This window comes from Silvania hatchlandensis (genome assembly GCF_025564065.1).
GTDB classification, from domain to species: Bacteria; Pseudomonadota; Gammaproteobacteria; order Enterobacterales; family Enterobacteriaceae; genus Enterobacter; species Enterobacter hatchlandensis.
The window spans coordinates 169,244-191,471 of sequence record NZ_JAMGZK010000051.1 but is presented as its reverse complement, the minus strand read 5'-3'; the positions used below and the strand labels follow the sequence as shown (position 1 = coordinate 191,471).

Below are 22,228 nucleotides of genomic sequence, written 5' to 3'. Positions count from 1 at the left end.
CACCGTGATGCCCCGTTCCCTTTCTCAAACCGGTGAGCCGAAGCGCCGCTTCAAATGGCCCACCGGCATGCCGCAAATTATTGCCCTGCTGCTGGTGCTGCTGGTGGATAGCCTGGTTTCGCCGCATTTTTATCAGATTATCCTCCAGGACGGCCGTCTGTTTGGCAGTCCGATTGATATTTTAAACCGCGCTGCCCCGGTAGCGCTGCTGGCGATTGGTATGACGCTGGTGATCGCCACCGGCGGGATTGACCTGTCGGTGGGGGCGGTGATGGCCATTGCCGGGGCGACTGCCGCGTCGATGACCGTGGCCGGACACAGCCTGCCGGTGGTGCTGCTGGTGACCCTGGGCACCGGGGTGCTGGCCGGGCTGTGGAACGGCATTCTGGTCGCCATTCTCAAGATCCAGCCGTTCGTCGCCACCCTGATTTTGATGGTGGCCGGACGCGGGGTCGCGCAGCTGATCACCTCCGGGCAGATCGTCACCTTTAACGCCCCGAACCTGGCGTGGATTGGCAGTGGCTCGCTGTTCTTCTTCCCGACGCCGGTGATCATTGTGGTGGTGACCCTGATTGCCTTCTGGCTCTTTACCCGCAAAACCGCCCTCGGGATGTTCATTGAGGCGGTGGGGATCAACATTCGCGCGGCGAAAAACGCCGGGGTCAGCACCCGCCTGATGGTGATGCTGACCTATGTATTAAGCGGGGTATGCGCCGCCATTGCCGGGATTATCGTCGCGGCGGATATTCGCGGTGCTGATGCCAACAACGCCGGGCTGTGGCTGGAGCTGGATGCCATTCTGGCGGTGGTGATCGGTGGTGGGTCGTTGATGGGCGGGCGCTTCAACCTGCTGCTGTCGGTGATTGGTGCGCTGATTATCCAGGGGATGAATACCGGGATCCTGCTGTCCGGGTTCCCGCCGGAACTCAACCAGGTGGTGAAAGCGGTGGTGGTGCTCTGCGTGCTGATCGTGCAGTCGCCGCGCTTTATCAGTCTCATTAAGGGGATTCGTGGTCATGATAAAACGTAATTTACCGCTGATGATAACCCTGGGCGTGTTTGTGCTGGGCTATCTCTACTGTCTGACGCAGTTCCCCGGCTTTGCCTCGACGCGCGTCATCTGCAACATCCTGACCGATAACGCCTTCCTCGGGATCATCGCCGTCGGCATGACCTTTGTCATCCTCTCCGGCGGGATCGACCTCTCCGTCGGGTCGGTGATCGCCTTTACCGGCGTGTTCCTGGCGAAGGCGATTGGCTTCTGGGGGATCTCGCCGCTGCTGGCCTTCCCGCTGGTGCTGGCGATGGGCTGCGCCTTTGGTGCCTTTATGGGGCTGCTGATCGACGCCCTGAAAATCCCGGCGTTTATTATTACGCTTGCCGGGATGTTTTTCCTGCGCGGCGTCAGCTATCTGGTGTCGGAAGAGTCGATTCCGATTAACCATCCGATCTACGACACCCTCTCAAGCCTGGCGTGGAAAATCCCCGGCGGCGGCCGTCTGAGTATTCTTGGTCTGATCATGCTGGGCGTGGTGGTGATCGGGATCTTCCTCGCGCACCGCACCCGCTTTGGCAACGAAGTGTATGCGATGGGCGGCAGTGCAACCTCGGCCAACCTGATGGGGATCTCCACCCGCAGCACCACTATCCGCATCTATATGCTTTCCACCGGGCTGGCTACGCTTGCGGGGATCATCTTCTCGATCTATACCCAGGCAGGCTACGCGCTGGCTGGGGTGGGGGTGGAGCTGGATGCGATTGCCTCGGTGGTGATAGGCGGGACGCTGCTCAGCGGCGGGGTTGGCACCGTGCTCGGTACGCTGTTCGGGGTAGCGATCCAGGGGCTGATTCAGACCTACATTAACTTTGACGGCACGCTCAGCTCGTGGTGGACTAAGATTGCGATTGGCATCCTGCTGTTCATCTTTATTGCCCTGCAGCGCGGCCTGACGGTGCTCTGGGAGAACCGCCAGAGTTCGCCTGTTACACGCGTCAACACGCCAGCAGCAAAGTAGTAACATACTGAATTTGCTAAAGGTCTAATTATTTTCCGGTAGCGGCCGATAATCGTTAATTCTGTCCAGATTTATCTCGCTACCGGAAATTACATCATGCTGAAAACGCTATCGATTCGTACCGGCTTGCTTTCTTTACTGGCCGTTATGACCTTCCTGCTGCTGCTTGTCAGTGGTATCGGTATTTATGCCCTCACACAAAGTTCCTCTTCGCTGGAGCGCATTAACCACCTCCAGGGTGAACAACTGGTGCAGCTCAATTCGGGCTACACCCTGATCCTGCGCGCGCGTAATGAAGCGGGTCAGGCCGTCCGCATGATGGAGGTGGGCCTGCTGGATGATGCCGCCAAATCAGTGAAAAACATCAATAACGAAATTGCGCTGGCGCAAAAAACGTTGAAAAACGTCTTCGATAGCGGCGTGAGCAATCCCGAAGGCGAACAGCTGCTGAAGAAGGTCGCCACGAGCCTGGCGGCCTATAACGAGAAGGGGATCGTGCCGATGCAGAACGCGCTCAACGAGCAGAGCGCCGATGCCTATTACGATCTGCTGGAGAACAGCCTGGTGCCGGTGGCGCGTCAGTTCGATAATGACATGCAGGCCTTCCAGACCTGGAGCGACAGCCGCGGCAAAGCCGAAGTGGCGGCGGTGCAGGCGAGTAAAAATCGGGTGATGCTGCTGATTATTGTCGCCGCGCTGCTGACCGCCGGGATTATCGTACTGGCCTGGCTGGCGCTGCGTCATATGCTGCTGAAGCCGCTCTCCGCCTCGATTGCCCAGCTGGAGCACGTGGCCGCCGGGGATCTGACCCAGTCGCTGAATGCCCCGGCAAGTCAGGAGTTTAACCGCCTGAACGCGGCCATCGAAGAGATGCGCCAGTCGCTGATGGGCTCGGTACTGCGCGTGCGTGATGCCAGCTCGCAAATCGACATCGGCAGCCGGGAGCTGACCGCAGGCAACATGCACCTTGCCCAGCGCACTGAATCGACCGCCACCTCCCTGGAGCAGACCGCGGCCAGCATGGAAGAACTCACCGCCACGGTGAAACAGAACGCCGACAACGCCGAGCAGGCGCATCTGCTGGCGAAGACCGTCTCTGACACTGCCGATCGCGGCAGTGAAATGGTGTGCTACGTGATTGAGAAGATGCGCGACATCTCCGGCAGCGCCAACCGCATCGCCGATATCCTCAGCGTGATCGACGGGATTGCCTTCCAGACCAATATCCTGGCGCTCAACGCTTCGGTGGAAGCCGCCCGTGCGGGCGAGCAGGGACGTGGGTTTGCGGTGGTGGCCGGTGAAGTGCGTAATCTTGCCAGCCGCAGCGCCGACGCGGCCAAAGAGATCCGTACCCTGATCAGCGACTCGCAGTCGCACGTCAGCGAAGGCAGCGAGCTGGCCCAGCAGGCGGGTGAAACCATGGATGAGATTGCCACCGAAGTGCTGCGGATGACGAAGCTGATGCGTGAAATTGCCAACGCGTCGCAGGAGCAGAGTCACGGTATTGCGCAGGTGAATATTGCCGTCAACCAGATGGACGAAACCGCGCAGCAAAACGCAGCGCTGGTGCAGCAATCCTCAGCCGCGACGCGCTCGCTGGAAGATCAATCCCGCGAGCTTATCGAGGCAATGTCGTCGTTCAAATTGTCCATGCAACGGATCTAGGCTCATCACATTCCGGCGCCGCAGGCGCTGGAATGCTCTCCCCATTGGCGGGGGTGCTGGCGATATGATCGTGGATCAAGCCCAGCAGCTTTTCCATCTCGCTGGTCAACAGCAATGCGTGCGGCGTTGGCTCCAGAAACAAGCCCTTGCGCGTAAACAGCGGCTCGTTAAACAGCATACCAAAGCGTTTTAGCGCCAGGCTGACGGCTGGTCTGGACATATTCAGACGTAAAGAGGCTTTAGCCATGCTTCCACATCTGACAACTTCAATAAAAACAGGAATAAGATTGAGATCAATACCCGTGGATGAACGCGAGAGATTTTTCATTTTCTACCAGTTCCCAGTAACCAATATTTATATGATGTAATGATGAAGTAATATTTCCCGTCGCGATAGCAAGATTTTTATATGTGTTTATACCAACTAATATATAAATATTTTTAAACCGGGTCGCGGCCAATGCCCGGCGTTGGGTGGAATATGCAGCTGATTACGCGGGGATGGATTGATGCCGCCTGTGGGCCGCTGCACCGCCGGATGGCGTGAGTCGATTCAGCATTGAAGAGAGAGTACAGTTCATTAAATATCGCCAGGCGTATTGTATGATTCCGCGGGTAAATTAATAAATTTTGCGCGGGGTGTTTTTATTTATCAATTAATTAGCATGTGAATTGTTATTATTAAATATTTGATGGACGTTAATAATAGTACTGGTAATAAAATTTCAACAGATAAGAAAAAGGGGCCCGAAGGCCCCTGATAGTATTCTAAAAATTACGCGTCCGGGTATTCACGGATCAGACGCTCAACATCGTCGACCATATGATCGTTGCCGACGAAGAACGAACGGCGCTGGTGCAGACTTTCCGGCATGATATCCATAATCCGCTCTTTGCCGTCGCTGGCTTTACCGCCCGCCTGCTCCGCAAGGAAGGCCATCGGGTTGCACTCATACAGCAGGCGCAGCTTACCGTCCGGATGGCTTGCGGTGCTTGGGTAGAGGTAGATCCCGCCCTTCAGCAGGTTGCGGTGGAAATCCGCCACCAGGGAACCGATATAGCGCGAGGTATACGGGCGCTGGGTCAGCGTATCTTCTTCCTGGCAGAATTTAATGTACTTCTTCACGCCCGACGGGAATTTAATGTAGTTCCCTTCGTTGATGGAGTAGGTGCTGCCTTTCTGCGGATAGCGCATGCGCTCCTGGCTCAGGCAGAATACGCCCAGCGACGGGTCGTAGGTAAAGGCATGCACGCCGCAGCCGGTGGTGTACACCAGCATGGTCGAGGAGCCATAGACCACATAACCCGCGGCCACCTGCTTGTTGCCCGGCTGCAGGAAATCTTCTTCAGTGACCGGCGTGCCGACTGGGGTAACGCGGCGGTAAATGGAGAAGATAGTGCCGACAGAGACGTTAACGTCGATGTTAGATGAACCATCCAGTGGATCCATCAGTACGACATACTTGGCATGTTCACACCCTTCAAAGACGACGATTTCATCTTCTTCTTCAGAGGCGATCCCCGCAACGATGTCGCGCGCACGCAGTGCCGCTTTCAGTTTTTCATTTGCGAACAGATCGAGCTTCTGTTGAACCTCGCCCTGAACGTTTTCAGCACCGCTGGCACCCAGGATATCGACCAGACCGGCCTTATTGATATCGCGGTGGATGATCTTGGCGCCCAGCTTTATTGCCGACAACAAAGCAGTGAGTTCACCGGTCGCATGAGAGAACTCGTGCTGCTTTTCGACAATAAATTCACCTAACGTTTTCATAACTCTTCCCTGCATTGGATGTGGAGTAAAGTTGTTGATGCCAAACAATCTTAACAAACATTCAAATAATTACGCAGAGGTGAATCGCGCCAGCTAGATACAGATTTTCCTGAAATGCGTTCCTCTGCTGCTGACATATGCGTAAAATGTGCGCCACATTGAAGAAGGATTATGACGTATGCGCATTCATATATTGGGGATTTGTGGCACTTTCATGGGCGGCCTGGCAATGCTGGCGCGCGCTCTGGGTCATGAAGTGACAGGTTCGGACGCCAATGTGTATCCGCCGATGAGCACGCTGCTGGAGAGCCAGGGGATCGAACTCATTCAGGGATATGATGCCAGCCAGCTCGAACCGCAGCCGGATCTGGTGATCATCGGTAACGCGATGACGCGCGGTAATCCCTGCGTAGAGGCAGTGCTGGAACGCAATATTCCGTACCAGTCCGGCCCACAGTGGCTGCATGATTTCGTGCTGCGCGACCGCTGGGTGCTGGCGGTGGCCGGGACGCACGGCAAAACCACCACCGCCGGGATGGCGACCTGGATCCTCGAAGCCTGCGGCTACCAGCCAGGCTTTGTGATCGGCGGTGTGCCGGGCAATTTTGAGGTCTCTGCGCGTCTGGGCGACAGCCCGTTCTTTGTCATCGAAGCGGACGAATACGACTGTGCATTCTTTGATAAACGCTCCAAGTTTGTTCACTACTGTCCGCGAACGCTGATCCTCAATAACCTTGAGTTCGATCACGCCGATATTTTCGACGACCTGAAAGCGATTCAGAAGCAGTTCCACCATCTGGTGCGCATTGTGCCGGGTCAGGGGCGCATCATCCTGCCGGAAAACGACATCAATCTGAAACAGACGATGGCGATGGGCTGCTGGAGCGAGCAGGAGCTGGTGGGCGAGCAGGGCCACTGGCAGGCGAAGAAGCTGACCAACGATGCTTCCCAGTGGGAAGTGCTGCTGGATGGCGAAAAAGTCGGTGAAGTGAAATGGGCGCTGGTGGGTGAACACAACATGCATAACGGGTTGATGGCGATTGCCGCGGCGCGTCATGTGGGCGTGCTGCCTGCCGATGCGGCGAAGGCGCTGGACACCTTCATCAATGCCCGTCGCCGTCTTGAGCTGCGTGGCGAAGCCCACGGCGTAACGGTGTATGACGATTTCGCCCATCACCCGACCGCGATTCTGGCAACCCTGGCCGCGCTGCGCGGCAAAGTGGGCGGGACGGCGCGGATCCTGGCGGTACTGGAGCCACGTTCGAACACCATGAAAATGGGCATCTGCAAAGATGACCTGGCACCGTCGTTAGGCCGTGCGGATGAAGTGTTCCTGCTGCAGCCACAGCATATTCCGTGGCAGGTGGCGGAAGTGGCGGACGCGTGTATCCAGCCGGCGTTCTGGCATGCCGACGTCGATACCTTAGCGGAGATGGTGGTGAAAACCGCGCAGCCGGGCGATCACATTCTGGTGATGAGCAACGGCGGGTTTGGTGGTATCCATCAGAAGCTGCTCGACGGGCTGGCGAAGAAAGCCGCCGCGACAGCGTAATAAAAAGCCCGGTAGCGCAACGCTTACCGGGCTTGTTTTTGTCAGCTGGATAAGGCGTTTACACCGCCATCCGGCAAACAGCAGGCGCAACGCGAGCGCATTAGGCTTCGGCTTCCGCCAGCTCACGCAGATACTGGAAAATCAGACGCGCGGACTTCGGCGGCTTATTCGCCTCTTTCTCTTTCTGCGCGTTGCGGATCAGCGAGCGCAACTGCTGACGATCGGCATCCGGCCACAGGTTCAGCACTTCTGCTACGGCATCATCGCCATTCTCAATCAGACGATCGCGGATCTGTTCCAGCTTATGGAACAGGGCAACCTGCTGGTTGTGGCGGTTTTTGAGCTTATCCAGCGCCTGACGGATCGGATCCACATCGCGCTGGCGCAACATTTTGCCAATCAGCTGCATCTGGCGACGGCGGCCCTCTTTCTTGATGCGTTGTGCCAGTTCGATGGCGGCACGCAGATCGGGATCGAGCGGGATTTTATCCAGCGCGTTCTTACCGAGTTCTACTATCTCCGCACCAAGCTGTTTTAACTCTTCGGCGTCGCGTTTAATTTCACTTTTACTGACCCAGATGATCTCATCATCTTCGTCTTCGATGTCATCACCGGGAACGTCGTCGAGCCAGTCTTCGGGCTGCTTAGTCATGTCAGGCTCCTTAAAAAAAGAGGCTAATGTTACCAGTTTAGACGCGTACTGAGAAACGGTTCTCTGTTAGACTTCAGCTAACTACACCTTACATTATGGCATTTACGATGAAAGTGATCTCACAAGTTGCAGCGCAGCGTAAAGCACTGGAAAACGCCGTCTCCATGGCCCTTGAGCTGGCGTCAGCGAAATCAGACGGGGCAGAAGTCGCCGTCAGTAAAACCACCGGCATCAGCGTCAGCACGCGCTATGGTGAAGTGGAAACCGTTGAATTTAATAGCGATGGCGCCTTAGGGATTACTGTTTATCACCAGAACCGTAAAGGCAGCGCCTCGTCGACTGACTTAAGTCCCGATGCCATTGCACGCACCGTGCAGGCGGCGCTGGATATCGCCTGCTACACCTCTCCTGACCCCTATGCGGGCGTGGCAGACAGAGAATTACTGGCCTTTGAGGCCCCGGATCTGGATCTGTTTCACCCGGCAGAAGTTTCGCCTGACGAGGCTATCGAACTGGCAGCCCGCGCCGAACAGGCCTCATTGAAGGCTGATAAACGTATCACCAATACCGAAGGCGGCAGCTTTAACAGCCATTACGGTATTAAAGTGTTTGGCAACAGCCACGGCATGCTGCAGGGCTACAGCTCCACCCGCCACTCGCTCTCCAGCTGCGTCATTGCTGAAGAGAACGGCGACATGGAGCGTGATTACGCCTACACCATTGGCCGCGCGCTGGGCGATCTGCAGTCGCCGGAGTGGGTAGGGGAAGAGTGCGCAAAACGCACATTGTCCCGTCTCGCGCCGCGAAAACTGTCTACCATGAAAGCACCGGTTATTTTTGCCAATGAAGTGGCGACCGGGCTGTTTGGCCATCTGGTCGGCGCAATTGCGGGCGGTGCGGTTTACCGAAAATCGACCTTCCTGCTCGACGCGCTGGGCACGCAGATCCTGCCGGAATGGCTGACCATTGAAGAGCATCCGCACCTGCTGAAAGGGCTGGCCTCGACGCCGTTCGACAGCGAAGGCGTGCGCACCGAGCGTCGTGACATTATCAAGGACGGCATTCTGACCCAGTGGCTGCTGACCAGCTATTCCGCACGCAAGCTGGGACTGCAAAGCACCGGTCACGCGGGCGGCATCCACAACTGGCGCATTCCTGGCCGTGGCCTGAGCTTTGAGCAGATGCTGAAAGAGATGGGCACCGGGCTGGTGGTGACTGAGCTGATGGGGCAGGGCGTCAGCGGCGTGACCGGCGACTACTCCCGCGGCGCGTCCGGCTTCTGGGTAGAAAACGGTGAAATTCAGTATCCGGTGAGCGAAATTACCATCGCCGGCAACTTAAAAGATATGTGGCGCAATATCGTGACCGTCGGCAACGATATTGAGACCCGTAGCAATATTCAGTGTGGTTCAGTGCTGTTACCGGAGATGAAGATCGCCGGCCAGTAACATTCAAGCGCACTCCGGTGCGCTTTTTTTTCATAATAAAAAAGGAAGTGAGCAATGCGTAAAAACCTGTTAGCTATCCTCGCGGCGTCATCGCTGGTGCTGAGTTCGTCGGTGTTTGCTGCCGATCTGGAAGACAATATGCACACCCTCAGCGATAACCTGAAGGTGGTGCAGAAAACGGATAATGCGGATGAGATGAAATCTGCCTTAACCAAAATGCGGACCGCAGCGCTGGATGCGCAAAAGGATACCCCGCCGAAGCTGGAAGGTAAGGCTGCTGACAGCGCGGAGATGAAAGACTATCGTCACGGTTTTGACGTACTGGTCGGCCAAATTGATGGTGCTCTGAAGCTTGCCAGCGAAGGCAAAGTGAAAGAAGCCCAGGCCGCGGCTGATGGATTCGTCGCCACGCGCAACGAAAACCACAAAAAGTTCCGCTAGTCTCACCCGACATCATCAACGGGGGCGTCATGCCCCCGTTTTGTTTGCTGCAACGTAATAAGAAAACCTTATCCACATCACATTTCTGTGCCTCCGTTGGTCAACGATTCCACTTTACCTCCCCTTCATTTGCCGCCGAATAGCGTGATATTCATCACGTAAAGCCAGCTGATAATACATATTCAGCGCAATAATGTGGCACAGATCACTGGCACCGCCTCCCTTTCCACTTCGAAGTGGAAAACAACTCGCTACAAACTCTTAACCACCAGCGTTAGTTTTATTCCAGAGCCATTAACGGGATAAGACCAGTGATTAACGGAACGGTAATAAACGACGTTGGAGACCAGGCGGCGCAAACGGAACAGCTTGCCGACACCATGCTGAAGCAGGTTTTTGCCCTGCTGGGCGACCACCACATCCTCCCCAATGCCGTTCAGGAACAAATGCTGACCTCCCACGTTCGGGCGATGGCGCACCGGTCGGTGACCGGCGAGCCGCTACCGGAGGTCGAAGCGGATCTGTTTGACGAAATTTCACCTGATTCAATGTCGTTGGCCCGCGAAGTGGTGGCCCAGTTTGGCAATCTTCCTGATGAAGAGGCCTGGCTGCTCTCCGTTCACTTCGAAGTCGCGAAAGATAACCTTTAAGGAGCACAAGATGGAACAGATTACAGTCGTTATTGGCGATCGCCTGGGTAAAGGGCAGAAAGTGGCCGCAGGCGTTGAAAAAGCGGGCGGCCGTGCGGTGGTGGTACCGGGCGTGGCGGCAGACATGAAGCTGGGTGACGTGATGAAAGCCGAAAACGCCACCTTCGGTATCTCCTTCTGCGGCAGCGGCGGCGCGGGTGCTATCACCGCCCAGACGAAGCACGGCTACAAAGCGAAATACGGTATGCGTTCCGTGGAAGAGGGCGTCACCGCCATCAACGAAGGCAACAACGTGCTCGGGTTTGGTTTTATGGACAAAGAAGAGCTGGGCGAGCGTCTGGTGCTGGCGTGGCAGAAGAAGTACGGCGCATAAGCATGAAAGAACAATTCACCACCAGGGTGAGAGTGAGCGGCAAAGGCGAGGCGAAAGCCCGCGCCTTTGCTGACGCACTGAACCACGTACAGGCTGAGGTGATGAAAGCCTCGCCCCATATCCTACTGCGCATAGAGCCACAGGACGTGCAGGTTATTCATGCGCGAGAAGCGGTACGCAAAGAGGCATTTTTGTTTTTCTTTTTGCGCCGGGAAAGACGCACCTACAGCGTGGAGCTGGACGTGACCGTCAACGTGACCGCCATCAACCTTGATAAGGTCGATTTTGTCACGCAACGCTGAAATGACTAAAAGGGCAGACAGATGTTCCTGATAATTTTAATAAAATCGCTCATCATCGGCGGCCTGGTTGGCGTCGGTGTGGGTGCCGGGGCTGCACGCATGTTTCATGCGCCTACCACACAAGGTATGGGCGCGTTTCGTACATTGGGGGAGCTGAACTCCTGTGAAGGCGATCCGGCTTCTCACTTCTCCTTCGGTCTGGGATTCTTCTTTAACGCCTGGGCCTCGTCGGTGGCGGCGGGTGCGTTCACCCAGGACGTGGACCATCGCATCATCCCTAACTGGGGTGCCGCGGCACTGATGCTGAAAAACCGCAACGTCGGCGAGACGCTGCACGATCCGAAGAAAATGGCCATCGCCTGCGGCGTGATCGGCATGCTGGTGGTCACTTTCCTGAACCTGACAGCCTCCTCGGTGCCAGCGGCACTGCAGGTGACGGCAGTGAAGGTGCTGGTTCCGGCGGCGAATCTGCTGGTTAACACGGTGATGCCGGTGATCTTCTGGCTGGCGGCGATTGACGCAGGCAAAAAATCGGGCTTCTGGGCCACCGTGTTTGGCGGCGCAGCGCAGCTGATTATGGGTAACGCCGTGCCGGGTCTGGTGCTGGGCATTCTGATCGGCAAAGGCGTGGAAGAGAGCGGCTGGAACCGTATCACCAAAGTGATGATGGGCGCCATCGTAGTGCTGTTCGTCCTGAGCGGCTTCTTCCGCGGCTTCGACATGAAGATGATCGAATCCTTCCATCTGACCGTGCCGAACTGGCTCGACATGATCCATAACTCGCTCAGCGGCAAGTAACAGGAGCCTCGCAATGGAACAGAATAAAGGTTTTTGGTATGCCGACTGGTCGTTCCCGATCTTCGTTGGCCTGCTCTCTTCCGGCGTGTTCGCCGGGACGCACATGTACTACCTGTACGGCATCGGCGCGTTTAACGAAGTGGCCTTCGTGGCGATGCTGAAAGCTGGTATCGACACCGGCGTGTACGGCGCGGTGGCGGCGTTCGGTGCCAGCTTCCTGTTTGCACGCATTATCGAAGGCTCGCTGGTAGGGATCCTCGATATCGGCGGGGCCATCCAGACCGGGGTCGGCCTTGGGGTTCCGGCGCTGCTGCTGGGGGCGGGCATTGTCTTCCCGGTGGCCAACTTCGCGGCCTCGTTAGTGACCGGCCTGGTGATTGGTCTGGCGATTGGCTACCTGATCATTCTGGCGCGTAAGTTCACCATCAACCAGAGCGACTCCACCTACGGGGCAGACGTGATGATGGGGGCCGGTAACGCCTCCGGCCGCTTCCTCGGGCCACTGATTATCCTCAGCGCGATGACCGCCTCGATTCCTATCGGCATCGGTTCGCTGGTGGGTGCCCTGCTGTTCTACCTCTGGCAGAAGCCGATTACCGGCGGTGCGATCCTTGGGGCGATGATCCTCGGTTCGCTGTTCCCGGTGGCGATCTAATCTCAACGGGCGCTTCGGCGCCCGCTTCAACAGGAGAGTTGTATGTTTGATTTACTCCTGCGCCGTGCGCGCCTCACCGACGATACCCTGACCGATATCGCCATTCAGGACGGGAAGATTGCGGCGGTTGGCGACATCACCGATCCCGCACATCGCACCGTTGAGCTGAACGGGGAAACGTACGTCAGCGCAGGCTGGATTGATTCCCACGTCCACTGCTACCCGAACTCCCCCATCTACTTTGATGAGCCGGACAGCGTCGGTATTGCCACCGGCATCACCAGCGTGGTTGATGCGGGCAGCACCGGGGCCGACGACGTGGATGATTTCTATGCCATTACCCGCCAGGCGGCCACCGAGGTTTATGCCCTGCTGAACATCTCCCGGGTGGGGCTGATTGCCCAGAACGAGCTGGCGGACATGAACAATATCGACGCCGGGGCGGTGCAGCAGGCGGTGGCCCGTCACCCGGACTTTATCGTCGGCCTGAAAGCGCGTATGAGCAGCAGCGTGGTGGGCGATAACGGTATTACCCCGCTGGAGCGCGGCAAAGCGATGCAAAAAGCCAACGGCGATTTGCCGCTGATGGTGCACATCGGCAACAACCCGCCGAACCTCGATGAGATTGCCGATCTGCTGAGTTCCGGCGACATCATTACCCACTGCTATAACGGCAAACCCAACCGCATTCTGACCCCGACCGGCGAGCTGCGTGCCTCCGTCACCCGTGCGCTTAAGCGTGGCGTGCGTCTGGACGTCGGCCACGGTACGGCGAGCTTTAGCTTTGAGGTGGCGAAGCGCGCCATCGCGCTGGGCATTCTGCCGCACACCATCAGCTCGGATATTTACTGCCGCAACCGCCTTAACGGCCCGGTGGGCAGTCTGGCGAGCGTGATGTCGAAATTCCTCGCCATTGGCCTGTCGCTGCCGCAGGTGATTGACTGCGTCACCGCCCACGCTGCCGACGGCCTGCACCTGGCGCGTAAAGGGCGCATTCAGCCGGGGCTGGATGCCGATCTGACGCTGTTCACGATTAAACGCCAGCCGACGTTGCTGGTGGATGCTGACAACGACAGCCTGCAGGCTGAACATATTCTGGTGCCGCTGGCCGCCATTCGGGCGGGCAAGGGCTACATGACCGAACAAGGGAGAACGGAACATGTCTTCGATTTATGAGAAATACCATTTAAAACAGGTCATTAATACCTCGGGCCGCATGACGGCGCTGGGCGTCTCTACCCCGCGTCCGGAAGTGGTGCAGGCGGCGATGGACGGCATGAACCAGTACTTCGAGATGAAGGATCTGGTCAACAAAACCGGGGAGTACATTGCTAACCTGCTGGACGTGGAAGGGGCAACCGTCGTCTCCTGTGCTTCGGCGGGCATTGCCCAGTCGGTGGCGGCGGTGCTGGTGAAAGACAGCGACTGGCTGCTGGAAAACCTGCACGTCACCCCGATTGAGAATAACGAAATCGTGCTGCCGAAAGGCCATAACGTCAACTTTGGTGCCCCGGTGGGCTCGATGGTGGCGTTGGGCGGCGGCAGGCTGGTGGAAGCGGGCTACGCCAACGAATGCTCCGCCGATCAGCTGGCGGCGGCGATCACCCCGCGCACGGCGGCGATCCTGTATATCAAATCCCACCACTGCGTGCAGAAAAGCATGCTCAGCGTAGAGCAGGCGGCCGTCGTGGCGCGTAAACACAACCTGCCCTTAATCGTCGATGCAGCGGCCGAAGAAGATCTGCACGTTTACTACCGCTCCGGCGCGGACCTGGTGATCTACAGCGGCGCGAAGGCAATTGAAGGACCCACCAGCGGGCTGGTGATCGGTAAAACCCAGTACGTTGAGTGGGTGAAGCGCCAGACGGCGGGCATTGGCCGGGCGATGAAAGTGGGCAAAGAGGGCATTCTCGGCCTGACCTGCGCCATTGAACACTACCTGACGGCGACCAAAGAGAGTGGGGCGGAGATGGTGGCGAAGATGACGCCATTTATCGACGCGCTGAATACCCTCAACGGTGTGACCGCCCGCGTGGTGTGGGACAGCGCCGGGCGTGATATTGCCCGGGCGGAGATCGCCTTCAACGAAGGTGTGACCGGCATCGGCACCGGCGAGCTGGTCAGCCTGCTCAAGCAGGGTGAATACGCTATCTACTTCCGGGGGTATAAAGCCAACGAAGGGATCATCGAAGCGGACGTGCGCAGCGTTAACGCTGACCAACTGAACATTGTCTATCGCCGCATCAGCGAAGTGTTAGGACAGGAGAAACAGGCATGAAACTGACCCCCAATTTTTACCGTGACCGCGTCTGCCTGAACGTGCTGGCCGGCTCCAAAGCCAATGCCAGCGCCATTTATGAGGCGGCAGAAGGCCATGTGCTGGTGGGTGTGCTCTCTAAAAATTACCCGGACGTGGCAAGCGCAGTGGCAGATATGCGCGAGTACGCGGCGCTTATCGATAACGCCCTCTCCGTCGGGCTGGGTGCGGGCGATCCGAACCAGTCGGCGATGGTGAGCGAAATCGCCCGCCAGGTGCAGCCCCAGCACGTTAACCAGGTCTTCACCGGCGTGGCGACCAGCCGCGCGCTGCTCGGCCAGAACGACTCGGTGGTGAATGGTCTGGTGTCGCCAACCGGCACGCCGGGTCTGGTGAAAATCTCCACCGGGCCGCTTAGCAGCACCGCGCCAGACGGCATAGTGCCGGTGGAGACGGCGATTGCCCTGCTGAAAGATTTTGGCGGCAGTTCGATCAAATACTTCCCGATGGGCGGCCTGAAATGCCGTGATGAATACCAGGCGGTGGCCGAGGCCTGCGCCCGTCATGACTTCTGGCTGGAGCCAACCGGCGGCATCGATCTGGAAAACTACGAAGAAATCCTGCACATTGCGCTGGAGGCGGGCGTAAGCAAAATCATTCCGCATATCTATAGTTCAATTATCGACAGCGCCAGCGGCAACACCCGCCCGGAAGATGTGCGAACGCTGCTGGACATGACGAAGAAGTGGGTAAAGTAGTTTTTGCCCTCCAACTCTGAGCCCTAAAAGGATACCGACGTGCGATTTGCGAACCCGCGTTTAGCGCAACTGTATGAGATGTTGCAAAACGAAACGCTGCCTCAGGACGAGCTGGCGCAACGGTTGTCGGTATCCACGCGCACCGTCCGGGCAGATATTACCGCCCTGAATGCGCTGCTGGCGGATCACGGGGTGCAGTTTATCCTCAGCCGGGGTAATGGCTATCAGCTTAAAATCGACGATGTCGCCCGCTATCAGTTGCTGCAGGACGCACATCCCCGGGCAATACGCATCCCGCGCAGCGGCCCGGAGCGGGTGCATTATCTGGTGGTGCGTTTTCTCACGGCGGCCTTTTCGCTCAAGCTGGAAGATCTGGCCGATGAGTGGTTTATCAGCCGCGCCACGCTGCAAAGCGACATGGCAGACGTGCGGGAGTGGTTCCAGCGCTATCATCTGACGCTGGAGACCCGCCCGCGCCACGGTATGAAGCTGTTTGGCAGCGAGATGGCGATCCGCGCCTGCCTGACCGACCTGCTGTGGAAACTGGCCCAGCAGGACAGCCTGAATCCGCTGGTCACCGAAGTGGCGCTCAACGCCGGGGTGCCTGAACAGCTGGTGCGGGTGCTGCACGAGACCTGTACCCGCCACCAAATTCGCCTGACCGATGAAGGCGAGCTGTTTTTACGTCTTTACTGCGCGGTGTCGGTGCGGCGCATCAGCGAAGGCTATCCGCTGCCGGAGTTCAGTGTAGAGGAGGTGGCCGACAACGTGCGCGATGCCGCGCGGGACATCGCCAGCGCCATCGCTCAACTGGCCGATAAAACGCTCTCGCCTTCGGAAGAGAACTGGCTGTGCGTGCATATTGCCGCCCGTCAGGTGCAGGAGATCTCCCCGAGTGCGATTAACGCCGATGATGAAGAGGCGCTGGTGAACTACATCCTGCGTTACATCAACACGCAATATAACTACAACCTGCTCAGCGATACCCAGCTGCACGCCGATTTACTGACCCATATAAAAACCATGATCACCCGCGTGCGCTATCAGATTATGATCCCTAATCCGCTGCTGGATAACATCAAGCAGCACTACCCGATGGCCTGGGACATGACCCTGGCAGCGGTGTCGGGCTGGGGGAAATACACCCCGTATGCGATCAGTGAAAACGAAATTGGTTTCCTGGTGCTGCACATCGGCGTCGGGCTGGAGCGCCATTACAACATCGGCTATCAGCGCCAGCCGCGGGTGCTGCTGGTGTGCGACGCCGGGAATGCGATGGTGCGGATGATCGAGGCGGTATTGCAGCGCAAATACCCGCAGGTGGAGGTCAGCCGTACCCTGACCCTGCGGGAATACGAGCTGATGGAGAGCATCAGCGAGGACTTCGTGATCTCTACCGCGCGGATCGCCGAAAAGGCCAAGCCGGTGGTGACCATCGCCCCGTTCCCCACCGAGTATCAGCTGGAGCAGATTGGTAAGCTGGTGCTGGTGGACAGAACCCGTCCGTGGATGCTGGAGAAGTACTTCGACGCCAGCCATTTTCGCCTCATCGAGCAACCCATCGACCAGCAGACGCTGTTCCAGGAGCTGTGCGCTCAGCTACAGGACGAGGGCTTTGTCGGTGCAGAGTTTCTCGATTCGGTGGTTGAGCGTGAAGCCATCGTCAGCACCCTGCTGGGCGACGGTATCGCGCTACCGCACTCCCTCGGCCTGCTGGCGCAAAAAACCGTGGTCTACACCGTCCTCGCGCCGCACGGCATTCAGTGGGGAGATGAAACCGCCCACGTCATCTTCCTGCTGGCGATCAGCAAAAGCGAATACGAAGAGGCGATGGCGATCTACGATATCTTCGTCAACTTCCTGCGCGAACGGGCGGTGACGCGGCTCTGCGGCTGCCGCGACTTTGCGGCATTCAAAAGCGTGGCGATGGAGAGTTTGAGTCGGTTTTGAGCCAGTAGCGCTCAACGCAAATGATGCACAACCTGATTGCTGCTCCCGCGCCAGATCAGCATCGGGTCTTTCAGATCCTGCACAAACTTGCCGTCGATCAGCACGTTGACAAGATCCACCACTTCCCGCTGGGCATCGTTCAGCTCATCCAACTTATAGCCGGTCCAGACCCAGATATCCTTGCCTGCGCACTCGGTGCGAATGCGCTGCACCAGCCTGAGGATTTCCGGCACGTTCTGCGGGTGCAGCGGATCGCCGCCCGAAAGCGAGATCCCCTGGCGCTTGACGCGCGTATCGTTGAGATCGTCGATGATCCGCTGTTCCATTTCGGTGGTGAACGGCTGGCCGGAATTTACGCGCCAGGTGCTTTTATTGTAGCAGCCGGGGCATTCGTGGATGCACCCGGAGACAAACAGGGTGCAGCGGGTGCCGGGGCCGTTGACGATGTCGACGGGGTAATACTGGTGGAAGTTCATAGTGTTAACCTGATGCCCTCACCCCGGCCCTCTCCCACAGGGAGAGGGAGAAAACCGGTGCCGGACTCAAAAATGTGCTTGATCGGTTCCCTCTCCCACGGGGAGAGGGAGAAAACCGGTGCCGGACTCAATAATGTGCTCGATCGGTTCCCTCTCCCACGGGGAGAGGGAGAAAACCGGTGCCGGACTCAATAATGTGCTCGATCGGTTCCCTCTCCCTTGAGGGAGAGGGTTAGGGTGAGGGGGAAAAGCGTACTCAGATTCAGCCGATCTGCCCGTTCCCTAAATGCTTCACGCGGCGCTTCACCTCTTCCTGCTTACCGGCGTTGAACGGACGCGCATCCGGGCTGCCGAGATAACCGCACACGCGGCGGGTCACGGAGACGCGGGCCGCATCGTGGTTACCGCATTTCGGGCAGGTGAAGCCTTTGCTGGTACATTCGAATTCACCGGTAAAGCCGCACTCGTAGCACTCATCAATCGGCGTGTTGGTGCCGTAATACGGCACGTGCTGATAGCTGTAATCCCACACGTCTTCCAGCGCTTTCAGGTTGTGCTGAATGTTCGGGTATTCGCCGTAACAGATAAAGCCACCGCTCGCCACCGGCGGGTAGGCCGCTTCGAAGTCGATCTTGTCGTACGGATTGACCTTTTTCTCCACGTCGAGGTGGAAGCTGTTGGTGTAGTAGCCTTTATCGGTCACGCCGTCCACCACGCCAAACTCGGCGGTATCCAGGCGGCAGAAGCGATCGCACAGGTTCTCGCTTGGGGTGCTGTACAGGCTAAAGCCATAGCCGGTTTCATCTTTCCAGCGATCCACCGCGTTGCGCAGGTGCTGCACAATGGCGATCCCTTTCTGACGCAGCGTCTCACTGTCGTAGATATGCTGGTCGCCCGCCAGCGCGTTGATGGTTTCGTGGATCCCGATATAGCCCAGCGAAATAGAGGCGCGGCCATTTTTGAAGATCTCCGACACATCATCGTCGGCTTTCAGACGCACGCCGCATGCCCCTTCCATATACAGAATCGGGGCCACGCGGGCTTTCACCCCTTCGAGGCGGGCGATACGGGTCATCAGCGCTTTACGTGCCAGCACCAGGCGGTCGTCCAGCAGCTTCCAGAAGGCGGCTTCGTTGCCTTTGGCTTCCAGCGCGATGCGCGGCAGGTTAAGGCTGATCACGCCCAGGTTGTTACGCCCATCGTGCACCTGTTCGCCGTTCTCATCTTCGTACACGCCAAGGAAGCTGCGGCAGCCCATCGGGGTTTTGAACGAGCCGGTGACTTTTACCACCTGGTCATAGTTCAGAATATCCGGGTACATGCGCTTGCTCGCACACTCCAGCGCCAGCTGTTTGATGTCGTAGTTGGCATCGCCGAACTTGTGGTTCAGGCCATCGCGGATGGCAAACACCAGCTTCGGGAACACCGCCGTTTTGCGATTTTTGCCGAGGCCAGAAATACGGTTGCGCAGAATGGACTGCTGGATCAGACGTGATTCCCAGCTGGTGCCCAGCCCAAAGCCGAAGGTCACGAACGGGGTCTGGCCGTTGGCGGTGTGCAGGGTGTTCACTTCATATTCCAGCGACTGGAACGCGTCGTAGCACTCTTTTTCGGTGCGGGAGTGAGCGTAACCGTCCGCATCCGGGATCTGCCACTCTTCGGCCACGCGGCGATGCTTGGTAAAGCTGGCGGTAACGAACGGGGCCAGTACTTCATCGATCCGGTTGATAGTGGTGCCGCCATAGATATGGCTGGCGACCTGGGCGATGATCTGCGCGGTCACCGCAGTGGCGGTGGAGATTGATTTTGGCGGTTCAATCTCGGCGTTACCCATCTTAAAGCCGTGAGTCAGCATGCCTTTCAGGTCGATCAGCATGCAGTTGAACATCGGGAAGAACGGTGAATAGTCGAGATCGTGATAGTGAATATCACCCCGCTCGTGGGCCTGCACCACGTCGCGCGGCAGCAGATGCTGGCGGGCATAATGCTTGGCAACGATACCGGCCAGCAGGTCGCGCTGGGTCGGGATCACTTTGCTGTCTTTGTTGGCGTTTTCGTTGAGCAGGGCGGAGTTGGTCTGCTCGACCAGGCCGCGGATCTCCTGATTCAGGCGACCGCGCTTTTCACGCTCGATATCGCGGTCGTGGCGATATTCAATGTAGGCGCGCGCCAGCTGCTTGTACGGGCCGGACATCAGCTGGTTTTCGACCGCTGTCTGGATCTCGTTAATGTCCACTTTGCTGCGGTCATTCATCTGCTGGCTGACCACCTCTGCGACGGTGGCGCAATAATCTGCGTCATCGACTCCCGCTGCTTTAGCTGCACGCAGAATTGCTTCTTTAATGCGCTCTGATTTGAAAGGCACGTTGCAGCCATCTCGTTTCATCACATGCGGTGTCATGATCACTCCATATAAAAACAGGTTATCCACAGAGGGACAGAAACGGGCGCGGCGCGTAACGGCCGACCCGCTCGAGGAATCTTGTTATTGCGACCCAGGTTATCCACAGTTGTCAGCAACACGGCTACGGTTATCTTCCAGGAATTGTAGACGTGAAATACAACATGTTGGGTCGGCGTGCATTCTAAGTTCTATATATAGTGATTTGCATCAAACTTGTTTGCGATTTTTTTGATTCAGAACAAAGTAAAAAACGAAGTGTACAGAGGGCGGGCGATCGGCGATTTGTAAATTGTTTCAGGGCAGAAACAGGTTGATTTCAGCAAAAAAAGTCTGTGCCGGAAAGCAGATGCTGTCCGGCAATTGCGGTTAAGACTGCTGCCACCACACCGCTTCAAACGGGCGCAGGGTCATGGCACCAGGCTGCGGAGACACTTCAGCATAGTTGCTCATCACCACCTGCCAGCTGCCTTCCACGGCGTCAGGCTGCCACGGCTGACAGTCACGGCTCAGGTTCGCCACTACCATCAGCGTCTGGCCCTGCCACTGGCGGCGATAGCACCACAGGGACGGGCTCTCCGGGAGCAAATCCTGATAATCCCCCCAGGTCAGCACCGGCAGGGCTTTACGCAGGCTGATTAAGGCCTGATAGGTGTAAAACACCGAATCGGGATCGTTGATGGCCGCGTCCACATTGACGGACCCGGCGTTCTCACACAGAGCAATCCATGGCTCGCCTGCGCTAAACCCGGCGCCAGGGGACGCATCCCACTGCATCGGGGTGCGGCTGTTGTCGCGGGATTTACTCGCGAGGATCGCCAGCAGCTCGTCGGCGTTCCGGCCCTGAGCGCGCAGGGCGGCGAACATATTATGGCTTTCCACGTCGCGGTAGTCGGTGATGCGGGTAAAGTGCGGGTTGGTCATGCCAATCTCTTCACCCTGATAGATGTAGGGCGTGCCCTGCATCCCGTGCAGCACCATCGCCAGCATTTTGGCCGCCGGGACGCGGTATTCCCCCTCGTCGCCAAAGCGCGAGACGATGCGCGGCTGATCGTGATTACACCAGAACAGCGCGTTCCAGGCCTGGTTGTGCATCCCCTGCTGCCAGTGGCTGAACAGGGCCTTCAGCGCCACAAAGTCCGGTTTGGCCCGGGTCCACTTCTCCCCGTTGGGGTAATCCACCTTCAGATGGTGGAAGTTAAAGGTCATCGACAGTTCACGCCCGTCGAGCGCGGCGTACTGCTGGCAATGCTCCAGGCGGGTGGAGGACATCTCGCCCACCGTCATCAGATTGCGTGGGATAAAGACGTCGCGGCTCATCTCCTGCAGATAGTCGTGAATGCGCGGCCCGTCGGTGTAGAAGCGGCGGCCGTCGCCCAGTAAATCGTCCGGGAAATCCTGATCCTTCGACACCAGATTGATCACGTCGAGGCGCAGACCGTCCACGCCGCGATCGGCCCAGAACTCGCAGGCTTTTTTCAGCTCGGCGCGCACCTCGGGGTTTTCCCAGTTCAGATCCGCCTGCTCGGGGGCAAACAGATGCAGATAATACTGCTCGCTTTCCGCGTGCCAGCGCCAGGCGTTGCCGCCAAACTTGGAGAGCCAGTTATTCGGCAGCTGGTCCGGGGTGCCGTCGCGCCAGATGTAAAACTCGCGGTACGGACTGGTTGGGTTCAGCGACTCGCGAAACCACGCGTGCTGGGTGGAGGTGTGGTTAAACACCATATCCAGCACGATGCGGATCCCGCGCTGGTGCGCCCCGGCGACCAGCTCGTCGAAATCGTCGAGGGTGCCGTAAGCCGGATCGATGGCGGTGTAGTTGGCCACGTCGTAGCCGTTATCCACCTGCGGAGAGATATAGAACGGCGTCAGCCAGATGGCGTCGATACCGAGGGTTTTGAGGTAGTCGAGACGCGAGGTTACGCCGCGTAAATCACCGGTGCCGCGCCCGGTGGTATCCTGGAAGCTCTTCGGGTAAATCTGGTAGATCACGCCGTTTTGCCACCAGTGGGGAAGGGTATTCATAATGCGTTCCTGCAAATGCGAAGGGGGCGCAACTGC

General features: G+C 57.8%; 21 protein-coding genes. 15 read left to right on the top strand and 6 right to left on the bottom strand.

From position 1 onward, the window contains the following. Positions 1 to 4: 4 nt before the first annotated feature. The 3 genes from ytfT to M8014_RS15265 all read left to right on the top strand — a co-directional run bounded on the left by ytfT (position 5) and on the right by M8014_RS15265 (position 3,680). A complete protein-coding gene (gene ytfT / locus M8014_RS15275; RefSeq protein WP_271283259.1) occupies positions 5 to 1,030 on the top strand; it encodes a galactofuranose ABC transporter, ATP-binding protein YtfT in 1,026 nt (341 codons plus the stop codon). After that, on the top strand, positions 1,017 to 2,015 hold the full coding sequence (gene yjfF, locus M8014_RS15270; protein WP_271283258.1) for a galactofuranose ABC transporter, permease protein YjfF: 999 nt from the start codon (positions 1,017 to 1,019) through the stop codon (positions 2,013 to 2,015). The genes ytfT and yjfF overlap by 14 nt, the downstream gene beginning before the upstream one ends. Positions 2,016 to 2,111: 96 nt before the next feature. Further along, complete coding sequence (locus tag M8014_RS15265) at positions 2,112 to 3,680, top strand: methyl-accepting chemotaxis protein (protein WP_271283257.1); 1,569 nt, start codon at positions 2,112 to 2,114, stop codon at positions 3,678 to 3,680. On the opposite strand, the gene M8014_RS15260 is transcribed toward M8014_RS15265, so the two are convergent. Together M8014_RS15260 and fbp are read right to left on the bottom strand one after the other, a co-directional pair. Then, on the bottom strand, positions 3,655 to 4,008 hold the full coding sequence (locus M8014_RS15260; RefSeq protein ID WP_271283256.1) for a helix-turn-helix domain-containing protein: 354 nt from the start codon (positions 4,006 to 4,008) through the stop codon (positions 3,655 to 3,657). The genes M8014_RS15265 and M8014_RS15260 overlap by 26 nt on opposite strands. 447 nt (positions 4,009 to 4,455) lie before the next feature. After that, entirely contained in the window at positions 4,456 to 5,454 is a 999-nt protein-coding gene (gene fbp / locus M8014_RS15255) for a class 1 fructose-bisphosphatase (protein WP_271283255.1), read from the bottom strand. A gap of 178 nt (positions 5,455 to 5,632) precedes the next feature. Here fbp and mpl point away from each other — a divergent pair, with 178 nt between their 5' ends. Next, positions 5,633 to 7,006: a UDP-N-acetylmuramate:L-alanyl-gamma-D-glutamyl-meso-diaminopimelate ligase gene (mpl, locus tag M8014_RS15250; protein WP_271283254.1), complete on the top strand. Its 1,374-nt coding sequence runs from the start codon at positions 5,633 to 5,635 to the stop codon at positions 7,004 to 7,006. Positions 7,007 to 7,106: 100 nt separating this feature from the next. Here the strand turns inward: mpl and yjgA are convergent, their stop codons facing one another. Continuing rightward, complete coding sequence (yjgA, locus tag M8014_RS15245; RefSeq protein ID WP_271283253.1) at positions 7,107 to 7,658, bottom strand: ribosome biogenesis factor YjgA; 552 nt, start codon at positions 7,656 to 7,658, stop codon at positions 7,107 to 7,109. Between the two features lie 95 nt (positions 7,659 to 7,753). On the opposite strand from yjgA, the gene pmbA reads away from it, so the two are divergent. The 11 genes from pmbA (at position 7,754) to M8014_RS15190 (ending at position 17,290) form a co-directional block, all read left to right on the top strand. Next, positions 7,754 to 9,106, top strand: coding sequence for a metalloprotease PmbA (gene pmbA / locus M8014_RS15240; protein ID WP_271283252.1), 1,353 nt, complete (start codon positions 7,754 to 7,756; stop codon positions 9,104 to 9,106). A gap of 54 nt (positions 9,107 to 9,160) precedes the next feature. Further along, positions 9,161 to 9,547: a cytochrome b562 gene (gene cybC / locus M8014_RS15235; protein ID WP_271283251.1), complete on the top strand. Its 387-nt coding sequence runs from the start codon at positions 9,161 to 9,163 to the stop codon at positions 9,545 to 9,547. Between the two features lie 311 nt (positions 9,548 to 9,858). Then, positions 9,859 to 10,197: a glycine dehydrogenase gene (locus M8014_RS15230; RefSeq protein ID WP_271283250.1), complete on the top strand. Its 339-nt coding sequence runs from the start codon at positions 9,859 to 9,861 to the stop codon at positions 10,195 to 10,197. Between the two features lie 10 nt (positions 10,198 to 10,207). Further along, complete coding sequence (locus M8014_RS15225) at positions 10,208 to 10,570, top strand: SFCGS family glycine-rich protein (protein ID WP_271267962.1); 363 nt, start codon at positions 10,208 to 10,210, stop codon at positions 10,568 to 10,570. Between the two features lie 2 nt (positions 10,571 to 10,572). Beyond that, entirely contained in the window at positions 10,573 to 10,872 is a 300-nt protein-coding gene (locus tag M8014_RS15220; protein WP_271283249.1) for a DUF4312 family protein, read from the top strand. A 21-nt stretch (positions 10,873 to 10,893) separates the two neighbouring features. Then, on the top strand, positions 10,894 to 11,670 hold the full coding sequence (locus tag M8014_RS15215; RefSeq protein ID WP_271283248.1) for a DUF4311 domain-containing protein: 777 nt from the start codon (positions 10,894 to 10,896) through the stop codon (positions 11,668 to 11,670). 13 nt (positions 11,671 to 11,683) lie between these two features. Then, a complete protein-coding gene (locus M8014_RS15210) occupies positions 11,684 to 12,325 on the top strand; it encodes a DUF4310 family protein (RefSeq protein WP_271283247.1) in 642 nt (213 codons plus the stop codon). 42 nt (positions 12,326 to 12,367) lie between these two features. After that, a complete protein-coding gene (locus tag M8014_RS15205) occupies positions 12,368 to 13,501 on the top strand; it encodes an amidohydrolase/deacetylase family metallohydrolase (RefSeq protein WP_271283246.1) in 1,134 nt (377 codons plus the stop codon). Continuing rightward, positions 13,485 to 14,603: a DgaE family pyridoxal phosphate-dependent ammonia lyase gene (locus tag M8014_RS15200; protein WP_271283245.1), complete on the top strand. Its 1,119-nt coding sequence runs from the start codon at positions 13,485 to 13,487 to the stop codon at positions 14,601 to 14,603. The genes M8014_RS15205 and M8014_RS15200 overlap by 17 nt, the downstream gene beginning before the upstream one ends. After that, complete coding sequence (gene dagF, locus M8014_RS15195; RefSeq protein ID WP_271283244.1) at positions 14,600 to 15,340, top strand: 2-dehydro-3-deoxy-phosphogluconate aldolase; 741 nt, start codon at positions 14,600 to 14,602, stop codon at positions 15,338 to 15,340. Before M8014_RS15200 ends, dagF begins: the two co-directional genes overlap by 4 nt. Positions 15,341 to 15,379: 39 nt before the next feature. Beyond that, positions 15,380 to 17,290: a BglG family transcription antiterminator gene (locus tag M8014_RS15190; RefSeq protein ID WP_271283243.1), complete on the top strand. Its 1,911-nt coding sequence runs from the start codon at positions 15,380 to 15,382 to the stop codon at positions 17,288 to 17,290. A gap of 11 nt (positions 17,291 to 17,301) precedes the next feature. Here the strand turns inward: M8014_RS15190 and nrdG are convergent, their stop codons facing one another. The 3 genes from nrdG to treC form a co-directional block, all read right to left on the bottom strand. Then, the gene (gene nrdG, locus M8014_RS15185; protein WP_271283242.1) at positions 17,302 to 17,766 is read right to left on the bottom strand and encodes an anaerobic ribonucleoside-triphosphate reductase-activating protein; all 465 of its coding nucleotides are present in this window, start codon (positions 17,764 to 17,766) and stop codon (positions 17,302 to 17,304) included. A 262-nt stretch (positions 17,767 to 18,028) separates the two neighbouring features. Then, positions 18,029 to 20,167 carry an anaerobic ribonucleoside-triphosphate reductase gene (nrdD, locus tag M8014_RS15180; RefSeq protein WP_271283241.1) on the bottom strand — a complete coding sequence of 713 codons (2,139 nt, stop codon included), beginning with the start codon at positions 20,165 to 20,167 and terminating at the stop codon, positions 18,029 to 18,031. 369 nt (positions 20,168 to 20,536) lie between these two features. After that, a complete protein-coding gene (gene treC, locus M8014_RS15175) occupies positions 20,537 to 22,192 on the bottom strand; it encodes an alpha,alpha-phosphotrehalase (RefSeq protein WP_271283240.1) in 1,656 nt (551 codons plus the stop codon). Between the last annotated feature and the right edge of the window lie 36 nt (positions 22,193 to 22,228).

Excerpts from the sequence above, each read along its gene's own strand:
- treC (WP_271283240.1), bottom strand. The coding sequence starts at position 22,192 with ATGAATACCCTTCCCCACTGGTGGCAAAACGGCGTGATCTACCAGATT.
- yjfF (WP_271283258.1), top strand. The coding sequence starts at position 1,017 with ATGATAAAACGTAATTTACCGCTGATGATAACCCTGGGCGTGTTTGTG.
- M8014_RS15220 (WP_271283249.1), top strand. The coding sequence starts at position 10,573 with ATGAAAGAACAATTCACCACCAGGGTGAGAGTGAGCGGCAAAGGCGAG.
- dagF (WP_271283244.1), top strand. The coding sequence starts at position 14,600 with ATGAAACTGACCCCCAATTTTTACCGTGACCGCGTCTGCCTGAACGTG.
- nrdG (WP_271283242.1), bottom strand. The coding sequence starts at position 17,766 with ATGAACTTCCACCAGTATTACCCCGTCGACATCGTCAACGGCCCCGGC.
- M8014_RS15215 (WP_271283248.1), top strand. The coding sequence starts at position 10,894 with ATGTTCCTGATAATTTTAATAAAATCGCTCATCATCGGCGGCCTGGTT.
- pmbA (WP_271283252.1), top strand. The coding sequence starts at position 7,754 with ATGGCATTTACGATGAAAGTGATCTCACAAGTTGCAGCGCAGCGTAAA.
- fbp (WP_271283255.1), bottom strand. The coding sequence starts at position 5,454 with ATGAAAACGTTAGGTGAATTTATTGTCGAAAAGCAGCACGAGTTCTCT.
- M8014_RS15200 (WP_271283245.1), top strand. The coding sequence starts at position 13,485 with ATGTCTTCGATTTATGAGAAATACCATTTAAAACAGGTCATTAATACC.
- M8014_RS15260 (WP_271283256.1), bottom strand. The coding sequence starts at position 4,008 with ATGAAAAATCTCTCGCGTTCATCCACGGGTATTGATCTCAATCTTATT.
- nrdD (WP_271283241.1), bottom strand. The coding sequence starts at position 20,167 with ATGACACCGCATGTGATGAAACGAGATGGCTGCAACGTGCCTTTCAAA.
- M8014_RS15265 (WP_271283257.1), top strand. The coding sequence starts at position 2,112 with ATGCTGAAAACGCTATCGATTCGTACCGGCTTGCTTTCTTTACTGGCC.
- yjgA (WP_271283253.1), bottom strand. The coding sequence starts at position 7,658 with ATGACTAAGCAGCCCGAAGACTGGCTCGACGACGTTCCCGGTGATGAC.
- M8014_RS15205 (WP_271283246.1), top strand. The coding sequence starts at position 12,368 with ATGTTTGATTTACTCCTGCGCCGTGCGCGCCTCACCGACGATACCCTG.
- cybC (WP_271283251.1), top strand. The coding sequence starts at position 9,161 with ATGCGTAAAAACCTGTTAGCTATCCTCGCGGCGTCATCGCTGGTGCTG.
- mpl (WP_271283254.1), top strand. The coding sequence starts at position 5,633 with ATGCGCATTCATATATTGGGGATTTGTGGCACTTTCATGGGCGGCCTG.
- M8014_RS15225 (WP_271267962.1), top strand. The coding sequence starts at position 10,208 with ATGGAACAGATTACAGTCGTTATTGGCGATCGCCTGGGTAAAGGGCAG.
- M8014_RS15210 (WP_271283247.1), top strand. The coding sequence starts at position 11,684 with ATGGAACAGAATAAAGGTTTTTGGTATGCCGACTGGTCGTTCCCGATC.